We start from the raw sequence: 23,205 nt of genomic DNA on the forward strand, positions 1-23,205 counted from the left end.
CACCGCTCAGGCGAGCGGGACGAAGGCCGGCACGCTGTTGGACAAAGCAGCCGCCACAATGAACACGCCGATCATCGCCAGCGCTTCGAGGTAAAGCACGTTGGTGAAGGTGTGAGCGTCCATCGTCGATGCAGTGCGGCGTAGTCGCGGCAGCGCCAGGAAACGGTTCAGGCCGCCGAGCACAAGCGCCAGGGCTACCAGCGCCAGCTTGAGCGTCAGCACATGTCCCCACGTGCTGATTTCGATCGCCTCGAATGAGCCGCCCGAACCCCGCACGGTATTGAAGATCCCCGTCAGCAGCACGAATAACACCGCGACTAGCGACACGTTCGAGATCTGCATGGCAGTACGGATCAGCATGCCGCGCGCGGTCGAAGTGCCCAGCGCCGGCAGCACCGCGAGGCCAGCCGTCACGACCAGGCCGCCCCATACGCTGGTGGCAAGCACATGCAACGTATGCACGCCGATCGCGGCGGACGCCGGACCGGCATCCGCCGCATGCCCGAGCGACGCCTTGCCCGCGGCGATCACAATCACCGCAAGCCACAGCAGCGCGTTGCGCAGCGTGCTCGCGTGCGAGGACAGCGCGGTCGGCAGCAGCACCAGCGCGCCGATAAACGCGACGCTCCACGCATAACCGACATGCGTCTGCGCGAGCACAGTCGGAATGACGCCGAAGGCCTGCGGCAACGAGCTGCCGCTCATCGCCGCAGACTGATACAACAACCAGCCAAGGTCGGCGAGGACCAGCACGACACACGCCGTCAGCAGCGAGCGTTGCGCACGCAACCAGGCCGGCCGCGCCGGCGAAACTTTGGTCTGGGCATCTTTCGCGAGCCACGCGCCGAGTAACGCTGAACCGACTGCAAACGCAAACGCGACATTCATGAGCGCGGCCATGGCGACCTGCCCGATCCACAATCCGTCTACTCTCATTTGGCCGTGAACGCGTCAGTGTCGTGGGTGTGGAGGCCGTCGAGGGCAAGGCGGGAAAGATCGGATAGCTTCATGAAAGGCGAATGGCTTGTGGAAAATACAGGGGGAAGGATTGCACGCGCCGCAGCAAGACACCGGCGCCCCGGGAGTGTACGCTTCGATGGTCTGCATGCGTGTGGGTTCAACCTGATTACACGCTCGCGCAGCGAAAGCGTCGGTGAAGGGACCCGGCAACCGATCCAGAAAGCAGGTTAGATATAGCCAAGACACACACTATGTCAAACTGTTGTAACGGCTTTTACGAGGAGGGACCGGGCTCGCCCGTGGCAAATAGTCACCATTACCCATCGATGATAGAATGCTGCGTCGCCGCAGCCCCACTGCCCCCAAGCCGAGCCGCCCGAAGCCCGGTCGGGTCCCCGAATCTGATGGAGTTACGCGTGTCTTCAAGACGCATTTTCCGCCCGCTGCTTGCCCTTCTGCTGATCGGCGCTGCAGGCGTCTATAGCGCTGCGAAAGCGCAGACTCAACCGACGACCCCGGATACGATGGCAGCACGCGTGCAAGCCTGCGCGGCTTGCCACGGCACGCACGGTCAGGGCACGGACAACGACTACTTCCCACGCCTCGCGGGCAAGCCAGCTGACTATCTGTTCAACCAGTTGCAGAATTTCCGCGAAGGGCGCCGCAAGTATCCGCCCATGAACTACCTCGTCACGTACCTCTCGGACGACTACCTTCATCAGATCGCGACGTACTTCTCGCAGCAGCGCCCGCCGTACCCGCCGCCGGGCAAGCCCACGGTGTCGTCGGATACGCTGGCTCGCGGCCAGAACATCGTGCTGCACGGCGACGCATCGAGGCAGATTCCGGCCTGCGCCGCCTGTCATGGCAAGGGACTGACGGGCATGGAACCGGCTATCCCGGGTCTGGTCGGTCTGCATGCGGATTACATCAGCGCACAGCTTGGCGGCTGGCGTTCCGGTTCGCGTCATGCCATTGCGCCTGACTGCATGCACGAGATCGCCACCCGCTTGACCGATGACGACGTGAATGCCGTCGCTTCATGGTTGTCCACCCAGACGGCTCCGCAAAACCCCGTGCCGGCTCCGGCCCGCTCGATGAAGACTCCGCTTGCCTGCGGCAGCGAACCGCAATAAGGCACCGGGAGAGATAATCAAATGAAACGCAAGTCTTTGTTCGCCCTTTCGGCAGTTGTCGTGGCTGCGGCCGCTGCCCTCGTTCCCGTCCTGTGGTCGGGCGGCGACAACCTGCATAACGGCAGCGCCATGGCCGCCACTCCGGCCGACCAGGCGGAGCTGATCAAGAAGGGCGAGTACCTCGCCCGCGCCGGCGACTGTATTGCCTGCCACACGGTGCGTGGCGGCAAGGAATTCGCCGGTGGCCTGCCCATGGCGACGCCGTTCGGCACGATGTTCACACCGAACATCACACCTGACGACCAGTACGGCATCGGCAAGTGGAGCCAGGACGACTTCTACCGCGCCATGCACACGGGCCGTTCGAAGGACGGCAGCCTGCTGTACCCGGGCTTCCCGTTCACGAGTTACACGAAGGTCTCGCGCGCCGATGCGGATGCGATCTACGCGTACCTGCGCTCGGTTACACCGGTCAATGTGCCGAGCCGTCCGCACGAACTGAAATTCCCGTTCAACAACCGCAACCTGCTGATCGGCTGGCGCACGCTGTTCTTCCGTGAAGGCGAGTACAAGCCGGATCCGACCAAGTCGGTCGAATGGAACCGCGGCGCGTATCTGATCGAAGGCCTCGGCCATTGCGGCATGTGCCACACCTCGATCAACGCCATGGGTGGTCCGGTCAATTCGGCAGCCTTTGCGGGCGGCCTGATTCCGCTGCAGAACTGGTACGCACCGTCGCTCACGTCGAACAAGGAAGCGGGTCTGGGCGACTGGGACATCAAGGACATCGAGTCGCTGCTGAAGAATGGCGTGTCGCAACGCGGCGCGGTGTTCGGCCCGATGGCTGAAGTCGTTCACAACAGCATGCAGTACATGTCGGACGACGACATCCAGGCAATGGCCACGTATCTGAAGACCATTCCGCAGAAGAGCGAAGCGCCGGAAAACCTGCAACTGGAAACCTCGGCGCAGCTCGGCACTGAGCTGCTCAAGCAAGGTCAGAAGATCTATACGGACAACTGCGCGAAGTGCCACGAGGCGAACGGGCTCGGCCAGCCGCCGAACTTCCCGCCGCTGGCCAACAACCAGTCAATCCAGATGCCGTCGGCTGTGAACCCGATCCGCATGGTGCTGAACGGCGGTTTCCCACCGAGCACGGGCGGCAATCCGACGCCGTATGGCATGCCGCCGTTCGCTCAGTCGCTGTCGAACCAGGAAGTCGCAGCTGTGGTGACCTATATCCGTATGTCGTGGGGTAACCACGGTACGGCGGTGTCGCCGCAACAGGTATCGGATCTGCGCTCAGCGCCGCTCGACTAGGCGGCGTACGAGACAAGGAGGGCGTGGCCTGCGGGAAACCGCGGCCGCGCCCTTCGTTTTTTTTAGGACCAGGGTTAGCCATTACGTGCACAATGGCGTATTGGACCCAAGCAGGAGAAGATGTCGTGCATGTCGGTGAGCGTTTCAACAGCATTACCCACCTCGTCGGCGCTGTATTGTCGGTGGCGGGACTGGCTACGCTCGTCACGATGGGCGCGCTGCAAGGAGATGCGTACAAGGTTGTCAGCTTCAGCGTTTATGGCGCCATGCTGCTGGTGCTGTATGCTATCTCCACCCTGTACCACAGCGTACGAACCCCGCGCTTCAAGGCGGTCCTGCAGAAATGCGATCATTCGGCGATCTACCTGCTGATCGCCGGCAGCTACACGCCGTTCACGCTGGTCACGCTGCGTGGACCGTGGGGCTGGTCCCTGTTCGGGGTAAGCTGGGGCCTTGCGGCCCTCGGCATCGTGCAGGAACTCACGCTCGGGCGACGCACCCGCAGCGTATCGATGGTGCTGTATGTCTTGATGGGATGGCTCGCGCTCGTTGCCATTCGTCCGCTGGTCGAAGCATTACCGGCTGCGGGCACCGCATGGCTCGTGGCCGGCGGGATCATCTACAGCGTCGGCATCTACTTCTTCATCAACGACGAGCGCATCCGGCACGGACATGGTATCTGGCACCTGTTCGTACTGGCGGGCAGTCTGTGTCAATTCGTCAGTGTTGCGCGCTACGTCGCGTAACACCCCACGGCGGCGAAGTGCAACTTAAAGCCAGTCAACGTGTCTTGATAGCGCGTTGAAGCATTCGGCACACGCTGGCGTGTGCCGCCGATTTCCCTGCGACCGGATCCGGGCTTTGGCCTCGAAGCGCGCCTTTTGGCCGCGCATTCGCCGTTCGCGATACTGCATTGCAAAGAGCTTTTATGTCTTTTGATTCCCTCGGCTTGTCCGAACCGCTGATCCGTGCTGTTCACGAACTCGGCTATACGATCCCTACTCCGATCCAGTTGCAGGCCATCCCGGCCGTGCTCAACGGCGGTGACCTGCTCGCCGGCGCACAGACCGGCACCGGCAAGACGGCGGGCTTCACGCTGCCGATCCTGCAACGTCTGGACACCATGCCGGCGCCTACCACGGCTGCAGGCAAGCGCGTGATCCGTGCGCTGATCCTCACGCCGACGCGCGAACTCGCCGCCCAGGTCGAGGAAAGCGTGCGCGCCTATGGCAAGTACCTGAAGCTGAAGTCGACGGTGATGTTCGGCGGCGTCGGTATCAATCCGCAGATCGATGCCCTGCGTCGCGGCGTCGATATCGTGGTGGCCACGCCTGGGCGTCTGCTCGATCACATGCAGCAGAAGACCATCGACCTGTCGCGTCTCGAGATCCTCGTCCTCGACGAAGCCGACCGCATGCTCGATATGGGCTTCATCCACGACATCAAACGTGTGCTTGCGAAGCTGCCGCCGAAGCGCCAGAACCTGCTGTTCTCCGCAACCTTTTCGGACGAGATCAAAACGCTCGCCGACAACCTGCTGAATTCGCCGGCGCTGATCGAAGTCGCACGCCGCAACACGACGGCTGAACTCGTAGCGCAGAAGATTCACCCGGTGGACCGCGACAAGAAGCGCGAGCTGCTCACGCATCTGATCAAGGAACACAACTGGTTTCAGGTGCTGGTGTTCACACGCACCAAGCACGGCGCCAATCGTCTGGCCGAGCAGTTGACCAAGGACGGTATCAGCGCGCTCGCGATTCACGGCAACAAGAGCCAGTCGGCCCGTACCCGGGCGCTTGCCGAGTTCAAGACGAACACGCTGCAGGTGCTGGTGGCGACCGACATCGCCGCACGTGGCATCGACATCGACCAGTTGCCGCACGTGGTCAACTACGATCTGCCGAACGTGCCGGAAGACTATGTGCACCGTATCGGACGTACCGGCCGTGCTGGCGCATCGGGCGAAGCGGTGTCGCTGGTGTGCGTCGATGAACTGCAACTGTTGAAGGACATCGAGAAGCTGATCAAGCGCGCGGTGCCGCAAGAAGTGATCGCCGGGTTCGAGCCGGATCCGACGGCGAAGCCGGAGCCGATCCTGCGTCGTGGCCAGGGCGGCGGCGGTGGCGGTGGACGTCAACCGCGTCAGAGCCAGGGCGCGCCTCGCGGCGACGGCGCCCGGCGCGATGGCGGCGCGGCCAAGCCGGCGTCGCAACGCTCGGGGCAGCGCGCGGCCGGCGGACAGCAACAACCGAAGCCGCAGGGAGCGAAACCGCAAGCCGCCAAGCCGGCTGGCTCGCCCACGCAACCTCAGGTGCGCAAGGACAACCCGCGCCACGAAACCACGCGTCATCACGGCAAGCCAGCAGCCGCTACGCATGACGGCGCCGGTGCGACGCATGCACCGCGCAGCAAGCCGCAGGCACAAGCCAAGCCGCAAGGTGGCAATCCGGGCTCGTTGCTGGGTGGCGCCAAGCCGCGCGGCAATGCTCCGCGTAGTGGTGGGTCGCAACCGCCGCGCAACGGCGGCCAACGCGGGCGTTAAGCCGCTCTGCTGCTGGTCAAGGCCCGCGCACTGCGGCAGCCTGCTTAAGGTGCTCGATCTGCTGTTCCCACCGATCGAGCACCGCCCCTCCCCCCTCTTCCAGTTCGAACGTAATGCCGCCCGTCAGGCGTGCATAGGGCACCTGTTGCGCTTCACCGGTATCGATTGAGCCGATAAAGTGCGCGAGGCCGCTCGCATGACCAGCCACCTGCTGCAACGCCTCGAACCGCAACTGCACCTGATAAAACGCCCCCTCGCAGACAAACGTCAGCGCCGCGCGACCGCTGCGTGCCAGCACACCCGCAGCCCGCGATTGGGGCCATAGCGCGAGGCACAGGGTACGTGCGTCGGGCGCGTACAGCTCCCCGACGCCCAGCAGCGAAGTCCGCACATGGCCATTCGTGTCGGTCGTCAGCAAAGATGCCGTGAAGCCAATTTTGCTCGCGAGCGACGTGCCATCGAATAACGCGCGCACCGCCATCGGCCATTCATCGAACACGGTTTGTTCGAGCGGGTGTCTGGATACAGAATCGGTCATCGCCGGACTCCGGTTGATCATTCGTCGTGAATCGAAAAGGCCGCCCTGCAAAGACGAATGGCCCGCGCAGGCGGGCCATTTCGTTGTATTCGTTCGTGCTAAATCAGACAGTTCCACAAACCTCGACAGACGAGCCGCGAACCCTCAGCCTCGATCCTCACCGGAAGAATACATGCTGGGTGATCTTCGCGAGTGGGTAATGCACGCCTGGTTGAATCCGCGCCGGTAGATCGAGCGGCTTGAGCAGCATCTTCACGCACATGTCGGCCGACAGATTGCGGCGCACCAGCGCATTGATGCGTGCCGCACGCTCGCGGTTATACCCCGAATCGTTCACGCGCTCCGGATAGCGGATCGCAAACACGTGGCGTAGCGCAATTTCGGAGTCTTCGTTCTTGATCTCCATCACACGACGCATCAACGCACCAAGCACGGCGAGGCGGCCGTTGCCTTCGATCTTGTTGTACTTTTTGAAAAACTTGAAGAAGTGCTTGTAGTGACGGACTTCGTCGGTGCGAATCAGGTCGGTAATCTCCTTGAGCACCGGTTCGTCCGAGCATTCGCCAATCGCGCGATACAGCGTCGCCGTACCGGTTTCAACCACGCAGCGTGCAACCATTTCCAGCGCGCGCGTCTTCTCGAAGTCTTCGACGGAACAGGTTTTCGAGTACTCCTCGAAGAAATTGCGGAAGGCTGTGTCCCAGTCGAACTCCGGCCACACGTATGCGATATAGGTCTTCAGCGCACGGCCGTGCTGCATTTCTTCCGGCTCCCACTCGTTGTTGAGCCAGGCCGACACTTCAGGGTCGCCGTTGAAGAAGGTACTCAGGTTACTTGTATAGAGATCTGTACCACTTTCGATAAACGAAGACGCGCACAACAGAAGCAGCAGATCTTCGTTGGCCACGGCCCGCTGCCGGTCAATCCGGCTGAGGTCGATGTCCTCAATCCGCCAAGGCATCACGTGGTTAAGCTCAGTGTGCATTTGTTCCTTACTCCGAAAGCTGTATCGACTCCGGGAGCGCGCCTGGAAGCACTCGCGTTTGCCAGGCCGCTCTCGTTTCGATACAGCGCCTTGAATTAGAGTTAACCCCTTATGTCTTGCATCTTAGCTGGTGTTCCGCAACTCTGCAGACAACACAGCACAGACCATGCCCAAGCGCAGCAGTTCCGGCGGCAAGATAGGCGAATTGTTCCAAAGCAAAACAAGGCAGGCGCAGCGCACAAAAAAGGCAGCCTGGTGGGGGCTGCCTGAGCTCGAATCAACGGACCGTAAGCGGGGTGCGGCAGCGCCTCAGAGCGCGTGGAGGGGCCGCACGGCGGGCCTCACGACGAGTACAGCATGGCTTCGCCGCGCCCGGAATGGCGCCTGCGCCACGCGACGATAGCGAGCGACAGCCCGGAAAGCAGCGCCGCAATCAGCACGTAGTAACTTGGCGCAAGCTTGTCGCCGGTCAAATGAATGAAGGTTTCGACAATCGTCGGTGAAAAGCCGCCGAAGATGGTCACGCCAATGCTGTAAGCGATTGAAAGACCGGTCGAGCGCACGTGGGTCGGGAAGATCTCGGACATCAGGGCCGGCATCGGGCCGGAGTAAGCAGCCTTGAGGATGCCGGCCATGCCTTGCAGCAGCAACAGCCAGCCGACCGTGGGGCAGCTCTGAAGCAGTGCGAACATTGGATAGATCAGCAAACCCATCACGATCGAGGTGCCCAGCATGATGCGGATGCGGCCGATGCGATCGGACCAGGCGCCCATCACCGGCGAGAGAATCAGTTGCAGCCCGCCATTGAGCACCACTGCGCCGAACGATACGGCCGCCGGCATGTGCAACTGTTTCACGGCGTACATGGGCATGTAGAGTTGCAGCACGTACACGCCTACCGTCGATTGAGCGACGATGCCGATCGCGAGAAGCAGGTTCACCCATTGGCTGCCGAACGAGGCGGTTGGATCGGTTGGCTTGGCGGGGTCGTCGCGCCGCTGGCGCATCGCCAGAAACTCGGGCGTTTCGTCCAGATGCGAGCGGATGTAATAGCCGATCGGCCCAATTAGCACACCGAACAGGAACGGAATGCGCCAACCCCAGCTACCCAGATGCTCGGGCGACATCCACGCGGTAAGCATCGCGCCAAACGCGGCCGCGAGAATCGCCGCAAGCCCCTGGCTGGCGAATTGCCAGCTCGCGTAGTAGCCGCGCTTCGTGGGGCTATGCTCGACCATGAAGGCCGTCGCGCTGCCGAACTCGCCACCCACCGCAAAACCCTGCACGAGCCGCGCGACCAGGATCAACACCGGCGCGGCGAGCCCGATCATGGCGTATGGCGGCATCACGGCCATGGTCAGGGTGCCGACCATCATCAGCGTAATGGCGAGCGTCAGCGCCGCCTTACGGCCTTTGCGGTCCCCGTAGATGCCGAGCACGACCGCGCCGATCGGGCGCATCAGGAACGAGATACCGAAGGTGGCGATGGCGAGCAGCGTCGACAGCCACTCGTCGTGCATCGGGAAGAACTGCTTCGCGATGATGCCGGCAAAGTAGCCATAGACCGAAAAGTCAAACCATTCCAGCGCATTGCCGACGGACGACGAAAAGATAATGCGCCTGATCATCCCTTTCGACATCGGCGGGGCGGCGGGATCAGCAGAAGCCGCCGCGGCGGCAGCGGGCGAAGCGATATCGTTCATGATCGGCTCTACAGGAAGCGCGAGACCACCCGGGTTTGATCGCTACCCAAGCCTGCCTCGCGTGCAACGACACGCTCGAAGACTGCCGCTCCGCTCAGAAGCCGGCCGCGAGGCCGTCGCGACGGCTGTCGCTCGCCGCCACATAGCCGCGGTCCGGATCGTTGCGATCGAGCTTCCAGATGTACTGGCCGGAGCCGAAGTCCATATACGGATCGTCGACCGACTTGATCGTATGACCGAGGTTTTCGAGCGCGCGCGCGGTGTTCGCGTCGAGCGTCGCTTCGATGTCGATAGTGAAGTCGCGGTTCACTTTCCAGCGCGGTGCATCGCAGGCTGCTTGCGGTTGCTGGCCGTAGTCGAGCATCCGGACGATGGATTGCAGATGGCCCTGCGGCTGCATATCGCCGCCCATCACGCCGAAGCTCATCACCGCTTCCTGCTTGCCGTCGACCTGTTGCGTGAGGAAGGCCGGAATGATCGTATGGAACGGCCGTTTCCCGCCTTCGACGACGTTCGGCGACTTCGGGTCCATCGAAAAACCGAAGCCGCGGTTCTGCAGCGAAATGCCGCTATCCGGCACGACGATGCCCGAGCCGAAGCCCATATAGTTCGACTGGATGAAGCTCACCATCATGCCGTTCTCATCGGCCGCCGACATATAGATCGTGCCGCCTGCTTTCGGCATGCCGAAGTCGAACTGCGTCGCGCGCTTCGGATCGATCAGCTTGGCCCGCGAGGTGAGATAGGCGTCATCGAGCATCTGCTCCGGCGTCACGTCCATCGAACGTGGGTCTGCGACGTAGCGGTAGACGTCGGCAAACGCGAGCTTCATTGCTTCAATCTGCAGATGCTGCGATTCGACGTTGTCGAGCGCGAGTGAACCCACATCGAATTTTTCGAGGATGCCGAGCGCGATCAGCGCAGCGATGCCCTGGCCGTTCGGCGGAATCTCGTGGACCGTGTAGCCGCGATAGTCCTTGCCGATCGGTTCGACCCAATCCGCGCGGTAGTTGCGCAGGTCGTTCATGGTCATGGCGCCGCCGCACTTGCGCGAGAACGCGGCGATCTGCTCGGCGATCTCGCCTTCGTAATAGGCGCGCGGACCTTGCTCGGCCAGCTTGCGCAGCGTCTTCGCATGGCCGGGGAAGCGCACCAGCTCGCTCACTTCCGGCGCCCTTCCGCGTGGCATGAAGGTCTGCGCGAAGCCCGGCAGATCCTTCAGCTCGGGGACAGCCGCCGCCCACTTGTAGGCAACGATGCTCGCCACCGCATGACCGCGCTCGGCGATCTCGATGGCGGGTTCCATCAGATCGGCAAACGGCAGCGTACCGAATTTCTCGTGCAAGGCTTCCCAGCCGGCGATCACCCCGGGTACCGTCACTGCATCCCAGCCGCGCTTGGGTTGCTTGGCGAGACCGTTTTCCTCACCGTACTTGCGCTTGAAGTAGTCCACGTTCCATGCCGCCGGGGAGACGCCTGACGCGTTCAGCCCGTGCAGCTTCGCTCCATCCCACACCAGCGCGAAGGCATCGCTGCCCAGGCCGCAGGAGACCGGCTCCACGACCGTGATAGCCGCCGCGGCTGCGATCGCCGCGTCGACGGCATTGCCGCCCTTCCACAGCATGCGCAGCCCGGCTTGCGCAGCGAGCGGATGCGAAGTCGAAACAATGTTGCGCGCGAACACCGGCAGACGCGGTGTCGGATAAGGGTTTTGCCAGTTGAAGCGGGTCATGTAGGAGACTCTCGGAAAGCGCGGCCCCGCGCGGAAGATCCGCTGGAACCACTAGAAACGCGTCACAAAGGAATCGTCGATTGCAGCGCGAACCGGCAGAAAAAACAAATTCATTTATCAAATGAATAAATGCAGAAATATGCTGAATATGTCGCGCGCGATCGTATGCATGTTGCGTAGGTTGGCGGACAACCCGGCACTTGGTCTTACAATAGCTCACCGTTTCTACCCATGCTCGCTCCAGGCGCTGGCTGCCTCACCCGGCGCCGATGCAAACACTTGACCCGAGACACATGACCCGAGACCCCCGCCTGACCCTCAACGCACGTCAACAGGAACTGCTCGAGTGGGTGCAACGCGACGGCTTCGTGACCGTAGACGACCTGGCCGCCCATTTCGACGTCACTCCGCAAACCATCCGGCGCGACGTCAACTGGCTGGCCGACATGAACCTGTTGCGCCGCTATCACGGCGGCGCAAGCCTGCCCACCAGCTCCGAGAACGTCTCGTACACCGCGCGGCAACGGATGTTCCATGACGAGAAGCGGCGCATCGCAGCGCTCGTCGCCACGCATATTCCCGATCAGGCTTCCCTCTTTATCAACCTTGGCACGACCACGGAAGAGGTGGCGCGCGCGCTGAACCGCCATCGCGGGTTGCGCGTGATCACTAATAACCTGAACGTCGCCAGCATGATGAGCGGCTATCCCGAATCCGAGGTGCTGGTCACGGGCGGCATTGTGCGGCCTTGGGACAAGGGGATCGTCGGCGAACTGGCGATCGACTTCATTCGCCAGTTCAAGGTGGATTTCGCGATCATCGGCACCTCGAGCATCGAGAGCGACGGCACGCTACGCGACTTCGATACGCGCGAAGTGCGGGTGGCCGAGGCGATCATCGAGCACGCGCGCACGGTGTTTCTCGCCTCCGACCACTCGAAGTTCGGCCGCCCGGCGCTGGTCCGCCAGGGTCATCTTAACCAGATCGACGCGCTCTTCACCGACAAGCCACCACCCGCCGACATGACCGAGACGCTGGCCAACGCGGGCACCCAGGTCTATATCGCCGAGTGACGGGCGGAGGACTGCAGTCCTCCCAACGCCGTGGCCGAATCCACCAGCCGCGCGCCGCCACGGCGTTTTGCTGCAGCGCACGCAAAACCTCGCGTGAAATCAAGGATTTGCCCGCTGATCCGGACCGCTTCGAAGGTCTTGAATTGTCAAATGGAAAATTTTCAACGGGCGATTTGGCGTTCAGCGTGCAGTTGACTACACTCCAGTTCCCCGACGCTATTTTCGTGCCGCGTCGGCGGTGAAAAGCTGTTGCTCCCGCCCGATCCTGTAGCGGATCGCGCTGCGCCCCGCCGCCAGGCCGGCCAGCCAGTCGCCTCAAAGGCAGTCCGCATTACGCTTGACATGGAGAGAACGATGCTGAGTCCGCATGAATTCGCCACGTTGTTGCTCGTCAAGGATGCTCCCCACCAGGTTGATATGGATCGGGAGGAGCTGGATGCGCTGTTCGAACGACAGCTCGTGCAACTCGAGAAGCTCGCCTCCGGCCTCAAGCAATGGCGCGTCACCGACATCGGCGACACGGCAATCCGGGCCATCAAGCGTCTGTCCTAGTGCCATGCGCCGGTTTGTTCCGGCGCGTGATCTCCCAGGAAGGTGAATCCGACGTATATCGTCTGATGTTCGAATTCGAGCATTCGAAAGACGATGCGCGTCGGATCACCTCGCGTCAGTCGCCTTGCTTCAGTCGGGTCAACTCACTTCACTCGGCTACGAAGTGACCACTCACAGCATACATCCCCCTGCGGAGAGGCGTGCTCGATCGAGCGCCTCCGAGGTCAGCCGCGTACCAAGTCCCTTCAGCCGCTGCGCAGCGTCGGATCGACCGCCGCGCGCCAGCTAAGCGCCTTCGCGCGCTGGTCGAGAAAGAACGCCACCCACTGATTGCGCGCTTGCGGGTCGCTGCTCGCGCCGAGCGTCGTGTAGTTCTGCGCGATCGCAGTCTGGAACGAACAGTAATCCGCCGTCGACACCTTGCCGCGCCGATTGGCAACGTACGCGTCGTAGATAGTCGTATAAACCGACTGCGCGTCATTGCCGTAGTTGACCGGCGCAGCATTGCACATCTGCTGCAGCGCCGCGAAGGATGGCGCGCCCATGCTGCCGCTCAGGCTCGGCGTACTCACACATCCGGCCAGCAAAGCCGCTGCTCCCACTATCCAAAGTCTCCACATGTCTCACCTCGATATGGCAATTGCTGAGAGTATGGTCGGTGCCGACGCGTTGCGCCACTACCCGGGAAGCCGGCCCACGAAACTCGAACTTTACTTTTTCGATTTTGTTCATTAAAGTTCGAAAACGAACACTATCGGTTCGATAGCTTTTTCATCCATGACGCAGGGGACACAGCAGGTGACGCAAGGCTCTAGATACGATTTGCTCGTCGTGGGCGGCGGGATCAACGGCGCCGGCATCGCACGCGACGCCGCGGGGCGCGGCCTGTCAGTGTTGCTGTGCGAACAGGACGATCTGGCGGCGCATACGTCGTCGGCCAGCACGAAACTGATCCACGGCGGTCTGCGCTACCTGGAGTACCGCGAGTTCGGCCTCGTGCGCAAAGCGCTGCAAGAGCGCGAAACCCTGCTGCGCGCGGCACCCCACATCATGTGGCCGCTGCGCTTCGTAATGCCGCACATGCCAAACCTGCGACCAGCCTGGATGATCCGCGCGGGCCTGTTCCTTTACGATCATCTCGCCCGTCGCGAACTGCTGCCGCCCTCGCGCGGCATCGACATGCGCCGCCATCCGGCCGGCGCACCGCTGATCGAATCGATCAAGCGGGGCTTCGTTTACTCGGACGGCTGGGTCAACGACGCGCGCCTCGTCGTGCTGAATGCGCTCGACGCTCAGGAACACGGCGCCGCCATCCTCACGCGCACCAAGCTCATCAACGCAGTGCGCGCTGGCGGCGAATGGCACGCGCAACTGCGTCGCGACGACGGCACGCAACTCGACGTACGCGCCGGTGCGATTGCAAATGCAGCAGGCCCGTGGGTGGGCGAACTGCTGCATGGCGCGCTCGGCCGCGACGCGAACCATAGCGTGCGCCTCGTCAAGGGCAGCCACATCGTCACGCCGCGTCTGTTCGAACACGATCATGCGTACATCTTCCAGAACCCGGACAAACGGATCATCTTCGCGATTCCGTATGAGCACGACTACACGCTGATCGGCACCACGGACATCGAATACCACGACGACCCGGCTAAGGTGGCGATCACCGCCGACGAGACGCAGTATCTGTGTGACTCGATCAACCGCTATTTCAAGCAGCAGATTTCGCCGGGCGACGTGCGCTGGACCTACTCCGGCGTGCGTCCGCTGCTCGAGGAAGAAGGCGCGGACAATCCGTCCGCCGTCACGCGCGACTACCGGCTCGAGCTCGATGCACCCGCAGGTGAAGCGCCGCTGCTGTCGGTGTTCGGCGGCAAGATCACGACGTTCCGCAAGCTCGCGGAAGAAGCCGTCGACGAACTCGGCCGCGCGTTGCAGAACCCTGCTCCGGCCTGGACGGCTGGCGCAGCGCTGCCCGGCGGCGACATCCCGCAAGCGAATTTCGAGCGCTTTGTCACGCAGTTCAAGCAGCAAAACGCCTGGCTGCCCGCCGATCTCGCGTACCGCTACGGCCGTGCATACGGCACGCGCGCGAGGCACGTGATCGGTCAGGCAAGCTCGCTCGAAGACCTCGGCCGAGCCTTCGCGCCGGGTCTGTACGAAGCCGAACTGCGCTACCTGCGCGACGTCGAATGGGCTCGCAGCGCGCAAGACGTGTTGTGGCGGCGCTCGAAGCTCGGCCTGCATGTCGAGCCGGGCACGCTGGAAAGCGTTACAAAGGACATTGACGACTGGTTTGCCAGCGCTCCCGCTCCGCTCGAGCGCGCTGCATTCAGGCAAGCTCCGACGAGTCAGCACGCATAGGCATGGCACGGATAGCGAAGATCAAGCGCGCGAGCGCTCATCAGAACCAGTAAGCACAACCAGGCACTGGCAAGCGCATCACGCCCAACGCAGGCGTGATCAGCACAAGCCACCGATAACACCGTATTCCGGTGTGCAGATCGAGATCGGCACACCGGAATACACGAAGCCACGGCAGTTGCAGCAACCTAGAACAACAAGCCGTTACCATCGCCGGATGACCGTTCCGGTGACTCATACATGGAGAAGAGACAATGCAGGATCAGTACATACTTGCGCTCGACCAAGGCACAACCAGCTCGCGCGCGATGCTTTTCGACCGTCAGGGCAACGTCGTCTCGACGGCTCAGAAGGAATTCCAGCAGATCTATCCGCGTCCGGGCTGGGTCGAACATGACCCGCAGGAAATCTGGTCGACCCAGGCAGGCGTCGCAGCCGAAGCCGTCACGCGTGCGGGGATGAACGGCACGTCGATTGCCGCCATCGGCATCACCAACCAGCGCGAGACAACGATTGTCTGGGACCGCGAAACCGGCCATCCGATCTACAACGCGATCGTCTGGCAGGACCGCCGCACCGCGGACTTCTGTGACGAACTGAAAGCGCAGGGTCTCGAAGAGAAAGTCCGCGCGAAGACCGGTCTGCCGATCGACTCGTATTTCTCCGCGACGAAGATCCGCTGGATTCTCGACAACGTCGAAGGCGCTCGCGAAAAAGCCAAGCAAGGGCGTCTCGCGTTCGGCACCGTCGACAGCTGGCTCGTGTGGAATTTCACCAAGCACGGCCTGCACGTCACCGACGTGACCAACGCATCGCGCACGATGCTCTTCAACATTCACACGCTGCAATGGGACGACGAGTTGCTACAGGCGCTCGATATTCCGCGCAGCATGCTGCCGGAGGTGCGTGCGTCGTCAGAAGTCTACGGCCCGACCAAGACTACGGTGTTCGCCTCGAAGATCCCGCTCGCCGGCATTGCGGGCGACCAGCACGCCGCGCTGTTCGGCCAGATGTGCACGCGCTCGGGCATGGTGAAAAACACCTACGGCACGGGCTGCTTCCTCGTGATGAACACCGGCGACAAGCCGATCGAATCGAAGAACAACCTGGTCACGACGATTGCCTGGCAGATCGGCGATCAGGTCAACTACGCGCTCGAAGGCAGCATCTTTATCGCGGGCGCGGTGGTGCAGTGGCTGCGTGACGGGCTCGGCATCATCAGGACCGCTGCAGAGATCGAAACGCTCGCCGGGACGGTGCCGCATGGCGACGGCGTGTATCTCGTGCCGGCCTTCGCGGGCCTCGGCGCACCGCACTGGAATGCTCGCGCACGCGGCACGCTATTCGGCGTCACTCGCGGCACGACCTCGGCGCATATCGCGCGCGCGGCACTCGATTCGATCGCCTACCAGTCGCTCGACGTGCTGAAGGCGATGGAAGCCGACTCGGGCATCCGCATCGACGAATTGCGGGTCGACGGCGGCGCCTGCGCAAACAATCTGCTGATGCAGTTCCAGGCGGATATTCTCGGCGTCGACACCGTACGCCCGAAAGTTAGCGAGACCACGGCGCTGGGCGCAGCGTATCTGGCGGGTCTAGCGGTCGGCTACTGGAAAGACGTGAACGAACTGCAGAGCCAGTGGGCACTGGATCGCCGCTTCACTCCGGATATGGAGCCGCGCGAGGTCAAGGACAATCTGGCCGGCTGGCAACGCGCGGTCCGCGCCGCCAAAGCCTGGGCCGACACGCCCTGATTCATTAGCGCCGTGAGGCCGTATCCGAGGCGGCCTCACCAACTAACAAATATATTATGGAGAACATATCATGTCACCTTACATAGCCGAATTTATCGGCACGGCGGTGCTCGTCCTGCTTGGCAACGGGGCGGTCGCGAACGTTTTGCTGGCACGCACCAAAGGCAAGGGCGCGGACCTGATCGTCATCGTGATGGGCTGGGCGATGGCGGTCTTCATTGCAGTCTTCATGACGGCGTCGTTCAGCGGCGCCCACCTGAATCCGGTCGTGACGATCAGCCTTGCGCTGGCCGGCAAGTTCGCCTGGAGCAAGGTGGCCGGCTATATCGCGGCGCAGATGCTGGGCGGCATGGCGGGCGCGGGCCTCGTGTGGATGGCCTACCGTCAGCACTTCGAGAAAGAAGAGGATGCCGACATCAAGCTGGGTGTGTTCTGCACGGCGCCGGCTATTCGCAGCGCCCCGCATAACTTCCTGACCGAAATGATCTGCACGTTTGTGCTGATTCTTGGCGTGCTGTATCTGGCCTCGCCGCAAGTGGGCCTCGGTGCGCTGGATGCGTTACCGGTCGGCCTGCTGGTTCTCGGTATCGGCATTTCGCTCGGTGGCCCGACCGGCTATGCGATGAGCCCGGCGCGCGACCTGTCGCCGCGTCTGATGCACGCATTGCTGCCGATCCCCAACAAGCGCGACAGCGACTGGCGCTATGCATGGGTGCCGGTGCTGGGCCCGCTCGCCGGCGGTGCGGCTGCCGCCTTTATCTACCTTCACGTTCATTGATCTCCATACCGGACAGAAGCGGCCGGGGCGCGCAGACGGCGCCAAAGCACGTATCATGATGCTTTCGGTTTGCGCACGGCCCGAAACGTCCACGCGCCCCTCGCTCCCTGTTCCGGCATGCTCGATCATCTTATTTGCGACTGCGACGGCGTTCTCGTCGACAGCGAAGTTATCGCTGACCACGTCATCCTCGAAACGCTCTCGGCGACTTTCCCCGGCCTCGACTTCGCCAGCGTCATGCAAACGGCGTTCGGCCAGCAGACCTCGCGCTTTCTCGAAGGCATCGAGGCGTCCTTCGGCATTACCATGCCAAACGATTTTCTGGAGACGATCGACCATAACGTCGAACTGGCGTTGAGTTCAAAGCTCACTGCCGTGGGCGGCGTGCGCGATGCGCTACAACGCGTGACGCTGCCGGCGGCGGTCGTATCGAATAGCCGCATGAAGCGGGTGCAGGCTTCGGTAAAGCGTGCGGGATTGCAGCAGGTGTTCGGCGAGCGTGTGTTCAGCGCCGAGCAGGTGGCGCGGCCCAAGCCTTACCCCGATGTGTATCTGTTCGCGGCGCAGCAGTTGGGCGTGGACCCGGGGAGGTGTCTGGTAGTCGAAGACAGCGTCGCCGGGTTGAACGCGGCACGCGCAGCGGGTATGAAGACGATCGCCTTCGTCGGCGCGAGCCATATTCCGGATGGTTATGCTGACGCGCTACGCAAGATGGGCATCACGCGCATCATGGAGCATATGGATGAACTGCCGGCGCTCGTCGAAGCGGGCGTGCGCGGCGAGTTCGGGGACGTGCAGTCGTAAGACTAAAGCGGGTGGTGAAGCAGGTGGCTGAACAACTACCTGCGCCGGGCCCACGCTCAACAAACGCAGGCCCGGCGCGATAACATCTCGCGCATCCTTCGGTCACGCCGAACTCACACCTCGTCCGCGCAGCACTCACGCGCCACGGCCAGCGCTTCACGAAATTCCACCAGTTCGGCAATCGTCAGCATCGGCAGATTGTGTTGCGCCGCGAAGCGCTCCACATCCGCGCCGCGCGTCATCGTGCCATCCGCATTCATCAATTCGCATAGCACGCCGGCAGGCTTGAGGCCGGCGAGAATCGCCAGATCCACAGTGCCTTCCGTGTGACCACGCCGCGCCAGCACGCCGCCGGGCGTCGCGCGCAGCGGGAACACGTGGCCAGGGCGGACGATGTCGGCCGGCTTCGCCGTATCGGCAATCGCGGCGCGAATCGTCGTGACGCGGTCGGCAGCGGAGACGCCGGTTGTCACGCCTTCGCGCGCTTCGATCGAAACGGTGAACGCAGTGCCGTGGCGGCTCTCGTTGTTCACAGCCATGGGCGGCAGTTCGAGCGCACGAATCTTGTCATCGGGCAGGCACAGACAGACGATCCCGCTGCACTCGCGGATCAGCAACGCCATCGTCTCGTTGGTGAGACGCTCGGCGGAGACGATCAGGTCGGCTTCGTTCTCGCGGTCGTGGTCATCCTGCAGGACAACGGCACGGCCATCGCGCATGGCTTGCAACGCAGCGGCGATGCGCGGCGGAACCGGTTCGGTGGCAAGCAGGGGGAGATCGGCGAACGCGTCTTCCGCAATCGTCGAAGGGGCAGGAAAAGTAGTCAAGGACATGTGAAACGCTCTCGCAAAAGTTGGGCGAAAAACGTTTCAGGGCATTGCAAACAGGCAGCGCTCGCCCCGCGAGACGTTCGAACAGAACGCCCAAACCCTGCCCAGACCATCGGGCAGCGCGACGGGGACTGACATGACTATCTGCACATCTTCTTCCATCCGGACTATGACCGTCGGCTCTGGCATCGCACCAGATCTGCTGACCCCACTGTGCCGCTCGGTTCTCCGAAAGACACTACGCGGGCGCTCGCGGGCTCGCTGGCAAGCGCGATTGCGCTGCCTGCATACCGCCGGTGGGGAATTTCACCCCGCCCTGAAGACGCACTGATTGCCGGAAAATCCAGCAGGTGAAGCATACAACAGCCGCTCGCGATCTGCAGCGCAGCGGCCATGAGCTAGAACGACGCCGCGAGGCGTCACTCCATCAAACCGGTGCCGCATGCCGCGCCGCATCGTGCGGCACGTCCCAGCGCGGCGGTGTTTCCGCATTCAACGTGACGCGAAACGCGCGCGCCTCGGTGTCGCCGGGGTTGCGCAACGTATGCGGCTGATCGGCGTCGAAGACAATCGCGTCGCCGGTAGCTAGCAACTGACGCTGATCGTGGACGCTGACCTCCAGCGTACCCTCGCTCACCACCAGATTGACCGTTGTGCCGGGCGCGCGGCGCACGCCCTGCTCGGTGTGCAGCGGCGCGATACGCAATTCGTGGAATTCGGCGGTCGCCGGTTCCGCGTCGGGATACAACGGCCGCGCGGAATAACGTCCGTTCGAACTGACGAGGCGGGTTGCCTTGTCAGCCGGCAGATGCTCGAAGCCGTTGGTCGCATGGCGCCGCAAGAACGCGGCGACCGAGACTTTCAGCGCCGCCGCGACCTTGCACAACACTTTAATCGACGGCACGCTGCGCGCCGACTCGATCTGCGCCAGCATTGCGCGCGATACCCCCGAAGCACGGGCCAGCGCGTCGAGCGACAACTGCCGCTCGGCCCGCAAGCGGGCCAGATTGACACCGACCAGATGTTCCAGCGCATCCAACGGTTCCGCGGCGCGCGGCCCATCGCGAGCATCGAGCGCGTCATCGCGAACCAGCGCAAGCGGTGAATTCATGAGTGCCTCCAGTAGCGCCGCCAGATGGCGGAGTAAAGGGTTAGTGGAGGCAAGATAGCATTGCGATTCGTTACGCCCAACGAAGTTATCTTCACACTGTTATCAGTATTGCGGAGGACGCTTCCGGCAAAGCTTGTGCGAAATCGTCATATGGCCTCGCCGCTGACGGCACGCCCGGGCGCCGGAGCATCCATGCGCGCCGCAATCCACGTCAACAGCAGCGCTGCGACGGATACCACCGCGGCCACCCAAGGCAGCGCGTCCAGCCCCAAGCCATGATTGATGGCCATCCCGCCAAGCCAGGCGCCCCCCGCATTCCCCAGATTGAACGCGCCGATATTCAACGTAGACGCCAGATTAGGCGCCGCGGTCGCCTTTTCGACCACCCTCATCTGCAACGGCGGCACCGTCGCAAACGCGGCGATCCCCCAGACGAAAATCGTCACCGCCGCAGCCACCTGCGAATGACTGGTGCGCGTGAAGATTGCCATCACCACGGCAAGCGCCAACAGAATCCCCATCAACGACGGCATCAGCGCGCGGTCTGCGAGCTTACCGCCCACCGTGTTGCCGATCGTCAGGCCCGCGCCGAACAACACGAGAATCAGTGTGACGCCGCGAGGCGAGAAGCCGCTCACCTGTTCGAGAATCGGCGCGATGTAGGTGAATACGACGAACACGCCGCCGAAGCCGACAATCGTCATCGCCAGCGCCATCCATACCTGCGGGTCTTTCAGCACACGCACTTCGTGAGCGAGACTGGCCGGTCCGGTGTCGTGCTTGTTCGGCACCAGCGCGGCGATGCCGGCCAGCGAAGCCACGCCAAGTGCGGCGACGACCCAGAAGGCCGTGCGCCACCCGAATTCCTGACCGATGAAGGTGCCGAACGGCACGCCAAGCACGTTGGCGAGCGTGAGCCCGGTGAACATCAGCGCGATCGCGCTAGCGCGCTTTTCCTGCGGCACGAGCGATGCGGCGACCACCGCGCCGATGCCGAAGAACGAGCCGTGCGCAAACGATGTCACGACACGCGCGATCATCAGCACCGAGTAGTCCGACGCCACCGCGCACAGCACGTTGCCGACAATAAACACGCCCATCAGCAACTGCAGCGCCAGTTTGCGCGGCATCTTGCTCGTCACCATGGCGAGCAGCGGCGCCCCGACCGCGACGCCCAGCGCGTAGCCGCTCACCAGTAGACCCGCGGACGGAATCGACACCGCGAGATCTCGCGCGACCTCGGGCAGCAAACCCATGATCACGAACTCGGTGGTGCCGATGGCAAAAGCGCTAATGGCTAACGCAAGAAGTGGAATAGGCATCGCAAAACTCCAGTTTTCAATGATGGATGTGGCGCCGCGCCGTCACGAATTCGACGACGACGCCCGGCGCAAGCGCGACAAACAGTTGCAATTCCCCAGACAGCGGCACCTCGGCGCGCTGGTAGTCCACCTCGGCCACACGCAGCCGCTCGAGCAGCACTTGCCATTCGGCGGGGCTCTCGATCCGGAAGGCGATGTGGTCGATCCGTGGCGCCGCGCGGCCGGCATAAGCCGGCACGGTCGCGTCGACCAGATGGACCACGGGGCGCCCCGCTGCATACAGCCAGTAACCGCGGATTCCGAACGGTGGACGAGCGCCGTCCTCCAGCCCCACCACCTCCACAAAAAAGCGGCGGGCGGCGTCGAGATCGGCGGTGACGATCGTTGCGTGATCGAGATTCATGGCGGGGCCGACAAACCGGTTTTCAGGCCGGTTGGGAGAATTTCAGTAGGCGTATTGTCCCGATTGCCCATCAATTTGAGAATTGGCGTAGCATTTGAATCATTTTCAAATTATTTTGAAGAATCGATGGACAACCTCGGCGACATCCGCCTCTTCGTCGAAGCAGCACAGTTGGGCAGCCTGTCAGCGGCCGGCCGCAAGCTGGGCCTCACGCCGGCTGCGGCCAGCGCCCGTCTGACCAAGCTCGAAGCCGGTCTGAAGGCGCGCCTGTTCGAACGCACCACCCGTCAGTTGCGCCTCACCGACGAAGGCCGCCTGTACCTGAACTGCTGCCGCCAGGCGCTGAAGGCGCTCGACGACGCAGAAGCCTTGCTACAAGCGGGTCAGAACGTGGTGCGCGGCAAGGTACGCATTTCGGCCACCTCGGATTTCGGGCGCAACCTGCTGATGCATTGGCTCGACGAGTTCAACGTGCTCTACCCCGAGGTGACGTTCGCGCTGACGCTGCCAGATTCGCTGTCGAACTTGGTACAGGAGGACATTGACCTCGCGATTCGCTTCGGCGTGCCGCAGGACAGCTCGCTGATCGCCAGGCCGCTGGCGCCCAACCGGCGTGTGTTGTGCGCCTCGCCTGAGTACATTGCGCGGCGCGGCGAGCCCAGGAACCCGCTCGATCTGGCCCGCTTTGACTGCATCGTGCTCGGTACGGCATCCGGCCCCGTCAACGAATGGCGCTTCACACGCGGCGACGAGATCCAGCATTACTCCGTGCCGCTCGAGACGGCCCGCGAGACCAACGACGGCGCGGTCGCCCGCGAATGGGCGCTGCGCGGCTACGGGATCGTGGTGAAGTCGATGTGGGACGTGGAAGCGGATCTACGCTCGGACGGCCTCAAAGTCCTGCTGCCCGACTGGCGCTATCCGGACGCGCCGCTGCACGCGCTGTATCACCGCAACCGATTTATGGCGCCGCGCGTGCGGGTGCTGCTGGATTTCCTTGCGGAACGTTTCGCCCAGGTGTCCGACGAGCTGGAAGGCCTGCTCAGCCTGTCGGCGCCGCAGCGGATGAATAAATCCGCGCGCCGTGAAGGGCTATAATATTGGCCTACGCTGTAAGCGTGCCGCTAATATCTCGCCACAGCGGCCTTCGGCGCCGCGCCTTGGCCCGCCGCACGTTTTCGCCTCTCTTCACTCTTAACGACGCCCCCAGATAAACCACTGCGACCGGCGAAATTCGATGACCAAAAAAGTTTATGTAAAGACCCACGGCTGCCAGATGAACGAGTACGACTCCGACA

The 23,205-nt window shown here is 62.8% G+C and carries 21 protein-coding genes and 1 riboswitch; of the genes, 11 read left to right on the top strand and 10 right to left on the bottom strand.

Annotated elements, in window-relative coordinates; all coding sequences use genetic code 11:
* Positions 1-6: 6 nt before the first annotated feature.
* Positions 7-936 (bottom strand): CopD family protein, encoded by a 930-nt coding sequence (locus M0954_RS07285; protein ID WP_297352385.1) that lies wholly within the window; start codon positions 934-936, stop codon positions 7-9.
* A gap of 428 nt (positions 937-1,364) precedes the next feature.
* Here M0954_RS07285 and M0954_RS07290 point away from each other — a divergent pair, with 428 nt between their 5' ends.
* The 4 genes from M0954_RS07290 (at position 1,365) to M0954_RS07305 (ending at position 5,958) form a co-directional block, all read left to right on the top strand.
* The gene (locus M0954_RS07290; protein WP_122153439.1) at positions 1,365-2,096 is read left to right on the top strand and encodes a c-type cytochrome; all 732 of its coding nucleotides are present in this window, start codon (positions 1,365-1,367) and stop codon (positions 2,094-2,096) included.
* A 21-nt stretch (positions 2,097-2,117) separates the two neighbouring features.
* The gene (locus M0954_RS07295; protein ID WP_122153438.1) at positions 2,118-3,416 is read left to right on the top strand and encodes a cytochrome c; all 1,299 of its coding nucleotides are present in this window, start codon (positions 2,118-2,120) and stop codon (positions 3,414-3,416) included.
* Between the two features lie 125 nt (positions 3,417-3,541).
* Positions 3,542-4,162, top strand: a complete 621-nt coding sequence (locus tag M0954_RS07300; protein WP_133892822.1) for a hemolysin III family protein — start codon at positions 3,542-3,544, stop codon at positions 4,160-4,162.
* A 182-nt stretch (positions 4,163-4,344) separates the two neighbouring features.
* A complete protein-coding gene (locus tag M0954_RS07305; protein WP_123385397.1) occupies positions 4,345-5,958 on the top strand; it encodes a DEAD/DEAH box helicase in 1,614 nt (537 codons plus the stop codon).
* Positions 5,959-5,974: 16 nt separating this feature from the next.
* Here the strand turns inward: M0954_RS07305 and M0954_RS07310 are convergent, their stop codons facing one another.
* From M0954_RS07310 to M0954_RS07325, 4 genes are all read right to left on the bottom strand, one after another.
* On the bottom strand, positions 5,975-6,496 hold the full coding sequence (locus M0954_RS07310) for a hypothetical protein (RefSeq protein ID WP_297352387.1): 522 nt from the start codon (positions 6,494-6,496) through the stop codon (positions 5,975-5,977).
* Between the two features lie 157 nt (positions 6,497-6,653).
* Positions 6,654-7,481 (bottom strand): ferritin-like domain-containing protein, encoded by an 828-nt coding sequence (locus M0954_RS07315; RefSeq protein WP_297352389.1) that lies wholly within the window; start codon positions 7,479-7,481, stop codon positions 6,654-6,656.
* A 341-nt stretch (positions 7,482-7,822) separates the two neighbouring features.
* Complete coding sequence (locus tag M0954_RS07320; RefSeq protein WP_297352391.1) at positions 7,823-9,184, bottom strand: MFS transporter; 1,362 nt, start codon at positions 9,182-9,184, stop codon at positions 7,823-7,825.
* Positions 9,185-9,278: 94 nt separating this feature from the next.
* Positions 9,279-10,916 carry a gamma-glutamyltransferase family protein gene (locus tag M0954_RS07325; RefSeq protein ID WP_297352393.1) on the bottom strand — a complete coding sequence of 546 codons (1,638 nt, stop codon included), beginning with the start codon at positions 10,914-10,916 and terminating at the stop codon, positions 9,279-9,281.
* Positions 10,917-11,209: 293 nt separating this feature from the next.
* Here M0954_RS07325 and M0954_RS07330 point away from each other — a divergent pair, with 293 nt between their 5' ends.
* Both M0954_RS07330 and M0954_RS07335 read left to right on the top strand, forming a co-directional pair.
* Entirely contained in the window at positions 11,210-11,989 is a 780-nt protein-coding gene (locus tag M0954_RS07330) for a DeoR/GlpR family DNA-binding transcription regulator (RefSeq protein WP_122153431.1), read from the top strand.
* Between the two features lie 354 nt (positions 11,990-12,343).
* Complete coding sequence (locus tag M0954_RS07335) at positions 12,344-12,541, top strand: hypothetical protein (RefSeq protein WP_166660794.1); 198 nt, start codon at positions 12,344-12,346, stop codon at positions 12,539-12,541.
* A gap of 245 nt (positions 12,542-12,786) precedes the next feature.
* On the opposite strand, the gene M0954_RS07340 is transcribed toward M0954_RS07335, so the two are convergent.
* Complete coding sequence (locus M0954_RS07340) at positions 12,787-13,161, bottom strand: hypothetical protein (RefSeq protein ID WP_297352394.1); 375 nt, start codon at positions 13,159-13,161, stop codon at positions 12,787-12,789.
* Positions 13,162-13,339: 178 nt separating this feature from the next.
* Between M0954_RS07340 and glpD the strand changes: the two genes are divergently transcribed.
* The 4 genes from glpD (at position 13,340) to M0954_RS07360 (ending at position 18,241) form a co-directional block, all read left to right on the top strand.
* On the top strand, positions 13,340-14,905 hold the full coding sequence (gene glpD / locus M0954_RS07345) for a glycerol-3-phosphate dehydrogenase (RefSeq protein WP_133892816.1): 1,566 nt from the start codon (positions 13,340-13,342) through the stop codon (positions 14,903-14,905).
* A 254-nt stretch (positions 14,906-15,159) separates the two neighbouring features.
* Positions 15,160-16,659 (top strand): glycerol kinase GlpK, encoded by a 1,500-nt coding sequence (gene glpK / locus M0954_RS07350; RefSeq protein WP_122153428.1) that lies wholly within the window; start codon positions 15,160-15,162, stop codon positions 16,657-16,659.
* 70 nt (positions 16,660-16,729) lie between these two features.
* Positions 16,730-17,437 carry an MIP/aquaporin family protein gene (locus M0954_RS07355; protein ID WP_122153427.1) on the top strand — a complete coding sequence of 236 codons (708 nt, stop codon included), beginning with the start codon at positions 16,730-16,732 and terminating at the stop codon, positions 17,435-17,437.
* A 117-nt stretch (positions 17,438-17,554) separates the two neighbouring features.
* The gene (locus tag M0954_RS07360) at positions 17,555-18,241 is read left to right on the top strand and encodes an HAD family phosphatase (RefSeq protein ID WP_122153426.1); all 687 of its coding nucleotides are present in this window, start codon (positions 17,555-17,557) and stop codon (positions 18,239-18,241) included.
* A gap of 113 nt (positions 18,242-18,354) precedes the next feature.
* On the opposite strand, the gene ribB is transcribed toward M0954_RS07360, so the two are convergent.
* The 4 genes from ribB to M0954_RS07380 all read right to left on the bottom strand — a co-directional run bounded on the left by ribB (position 18,355) and on the right by M0954_RS07380 (position 21,907).
* A complete protein-coding gene (ribB, locus tag M0954_RS07365; protein WP_122153425.1) occupies positions 18,355-19,074 on the bottom strand; it encodes a 3,4-dihydroxy-2-butanone-4-phosphate synthase in 720 nt (239 codons plus the stop codon).
* A 143-nt stretch (positions 19,075-19,217) separates the two neighbouring features.
* A riboswitch (FMN riboswitch) is annotated at positions 19,218-19,399 on the bottom strand.
* A 99-nt stretch (positions 19,400-19,498) separates the two neighbouring features.
* A complete protein-coding gene (locus M0954_RS07370) occupies positions 19,499-20,182 on the bottom strand; it encodes a helix-turn-helix domain-containing protein (protein WP_122153424.1) in 684 nt (227 codons plus the stop codon).
* 146 nt (positions 20,183-20,328) lie between these two features.
* On the bottom strand, positions 20,329-21,504 hold the full coding sequence (locus tag M0954_RS07375; RefSeq protein ID WP_297352396.1) for an MFS transporter: 1,176 nt from the start codon (positions 21,502-21,504) through the stop codon (positions 20,329-20,331).
* Positions 21,505-21,520: 16 nt separating this feature from the next.
* A complete protein-coding gene (locus M0954_RS07380; protein ID WP_122153423.1) occupies positions 21,521-21,907 on the bottom strand; it encodes a VOC family protein in 387 nt (128 codons plus the stop codon).
* A 126-nt stretch (positions 21,908-22,033) separates the two neighbouring features.
* Between M0954_RS07380 and M0954_RS07385 the strand changes: the two genes are divergently transcribed.
* Complete coding sequence (locus M0954_RS07385) at positions 22,034-23,005, top strand: LysR family transcriptional regulator (protein ID WP_297352398.1); 972 nt, start codon at positions 22,034-22,036, stop codon at positions 23,003-23,005.
* The last annotated feature ends 200 nt before the right edge of the window (positions 23,006-23,205 follow it).

The sequence above is a fragment of the Paraburkholderia sp. genome, from assembly GCF_026225065.1.
Taxonomy (GTDB): Bacteria; Pseudomonadota; Gammaproteobacteria; order Burkholderiales; family Burkholderiaceae; genus Paraburkholderia.

Bases quoted from the DNA above. Each gene is read 5' to 3' on its own strand.
- glpK (WP_122153428.1), top strand. From the start codon at position 15,160: ATGCAGGATCAGTACATACTTGCGCTCGACCAAGGCACAACCAGCTCG.
- M0954_RS07310 (WP_297352387.1), bottom strand. From the start codon at position 6,496: ATGACCGATTCTGTATCCAGACACCCGCTCGAACAAACCGTGTTCGAT.
- M0954_RS07340 (WP_297352394.1), bottom strand. From the start codon at position 13,161: ATGTGGAGACTTTGGATAGTGGGAGCAGCGGCTTTGCTGGCCGGATGT.
- ribB (WP_122153425.1), bottom strand. From the start codon at position 19,074: ATGTCCTTGACTACTTTTCCTGCCCCTTCGACGATTGCGGAAGACGCG.
- M0954_RS07315 (WP_297352389.1), bottom strand. From the start codon at position 7,481: ATGCACACTGAGCTTAACCACGTGATGCCTTGGCGGATTGAGGACATC.
- M0954_RS07305 (WP_123385397.1), top strand. From the start codon at position 4,345: ATGTCTTTTGATTCCCTCGGCTTGTCCGAACCGCTGATCCGTGCTGTT.
- M0954_RS07335 (WP_166660794.1), top strand. From the start codon at position 12,344: ATGCTGAGTCCGCATGAATTCGCCACGTTGTTGCTCGTCAAGGATGCT.
- M0954_RS07290 (WP_122153439.1), top strand. From the start codon at position 1,365: ATGGAGTTACGCGTGTCTTCAAGACGCATTTTCCGCCCGCTGCTTGCC.
- M0954_RS07355 (WP_122153427.1), top strand. From the start codon at position 16,730: ATGTCACCTTACATAGCCGAATTTATCGGCACGGCGGTGCTCGTCCTG.
- M0954_RS07330 (WP_122153431.1), top strand. From the start codon at position 11,210: ATGACCCGAGACCCCCGCCTGACCCTCAACGCACGTCAACAGGAACTG.
- M0954_RS07325 (WP_297352393.1), bottom strand. From the start codon at position 10,916: ATGACCCGCTTCAACTGGCAAAACCCTTATCCGACACCGCGTCTGCCG.
- M0954_RS07385 (WP_297352398.1), top strand. From the start codon at position 22,034: ATGGACAACCTCGGCGACATCCGCCTCTTCGTCGAAGCAGCACAGTTG.
- M0954_RS07285 (WP_297352385.1), bottom strand. From the start codon at position 936: ATGAGAGTAGACGGATTGTGGATCGGGCAGGTCGCCATGGCCGCGCTC.
- M0954_RS07380 (WP_122153423.1), bottom strand. From the start codon at position 21,907: ATGAATCTCGATCACGCAACGATCGTCACCGCCGATCTCGACGCCGCC.
- M0954_RS07320 (WP_297352391.1), bottom strand. From the start codon at position 9,184: ATGAACGATATCGCTTCGCCCGCTGCCGCCGCGGCGGCTTCTGCTGAT.
- M0954_RS07375 (WP_297352396.1), bottom strand. From the start codon at position 21,504: ATGCCTATTCCACTTCTTGCGTTAGCCATTAGCGCTTTTGCCATCGGC.
- M0954_RS07360 (WP_122153426.1), top strand. From the start codon at position 17,555: ATGCTCGATCATCTTATTTGCGACTGCGACGGCGTTCTCGTCGACAGC.
- M0954_RS07295 (WP_122153438.1), top strand. From the start codon at position 2,118: ATGAAACGCAAGTCTTTGTTCGCCCTTTCGGCAGTTGTCGTGGCTGCG.
- M0954_RS07370 (WP_122153424.1), bottom strand. From the start codon at position 20,182: ATGAATTCACCGCTTGCGCTGGTTCGCGATGACGCGCTCGATGCTCGC.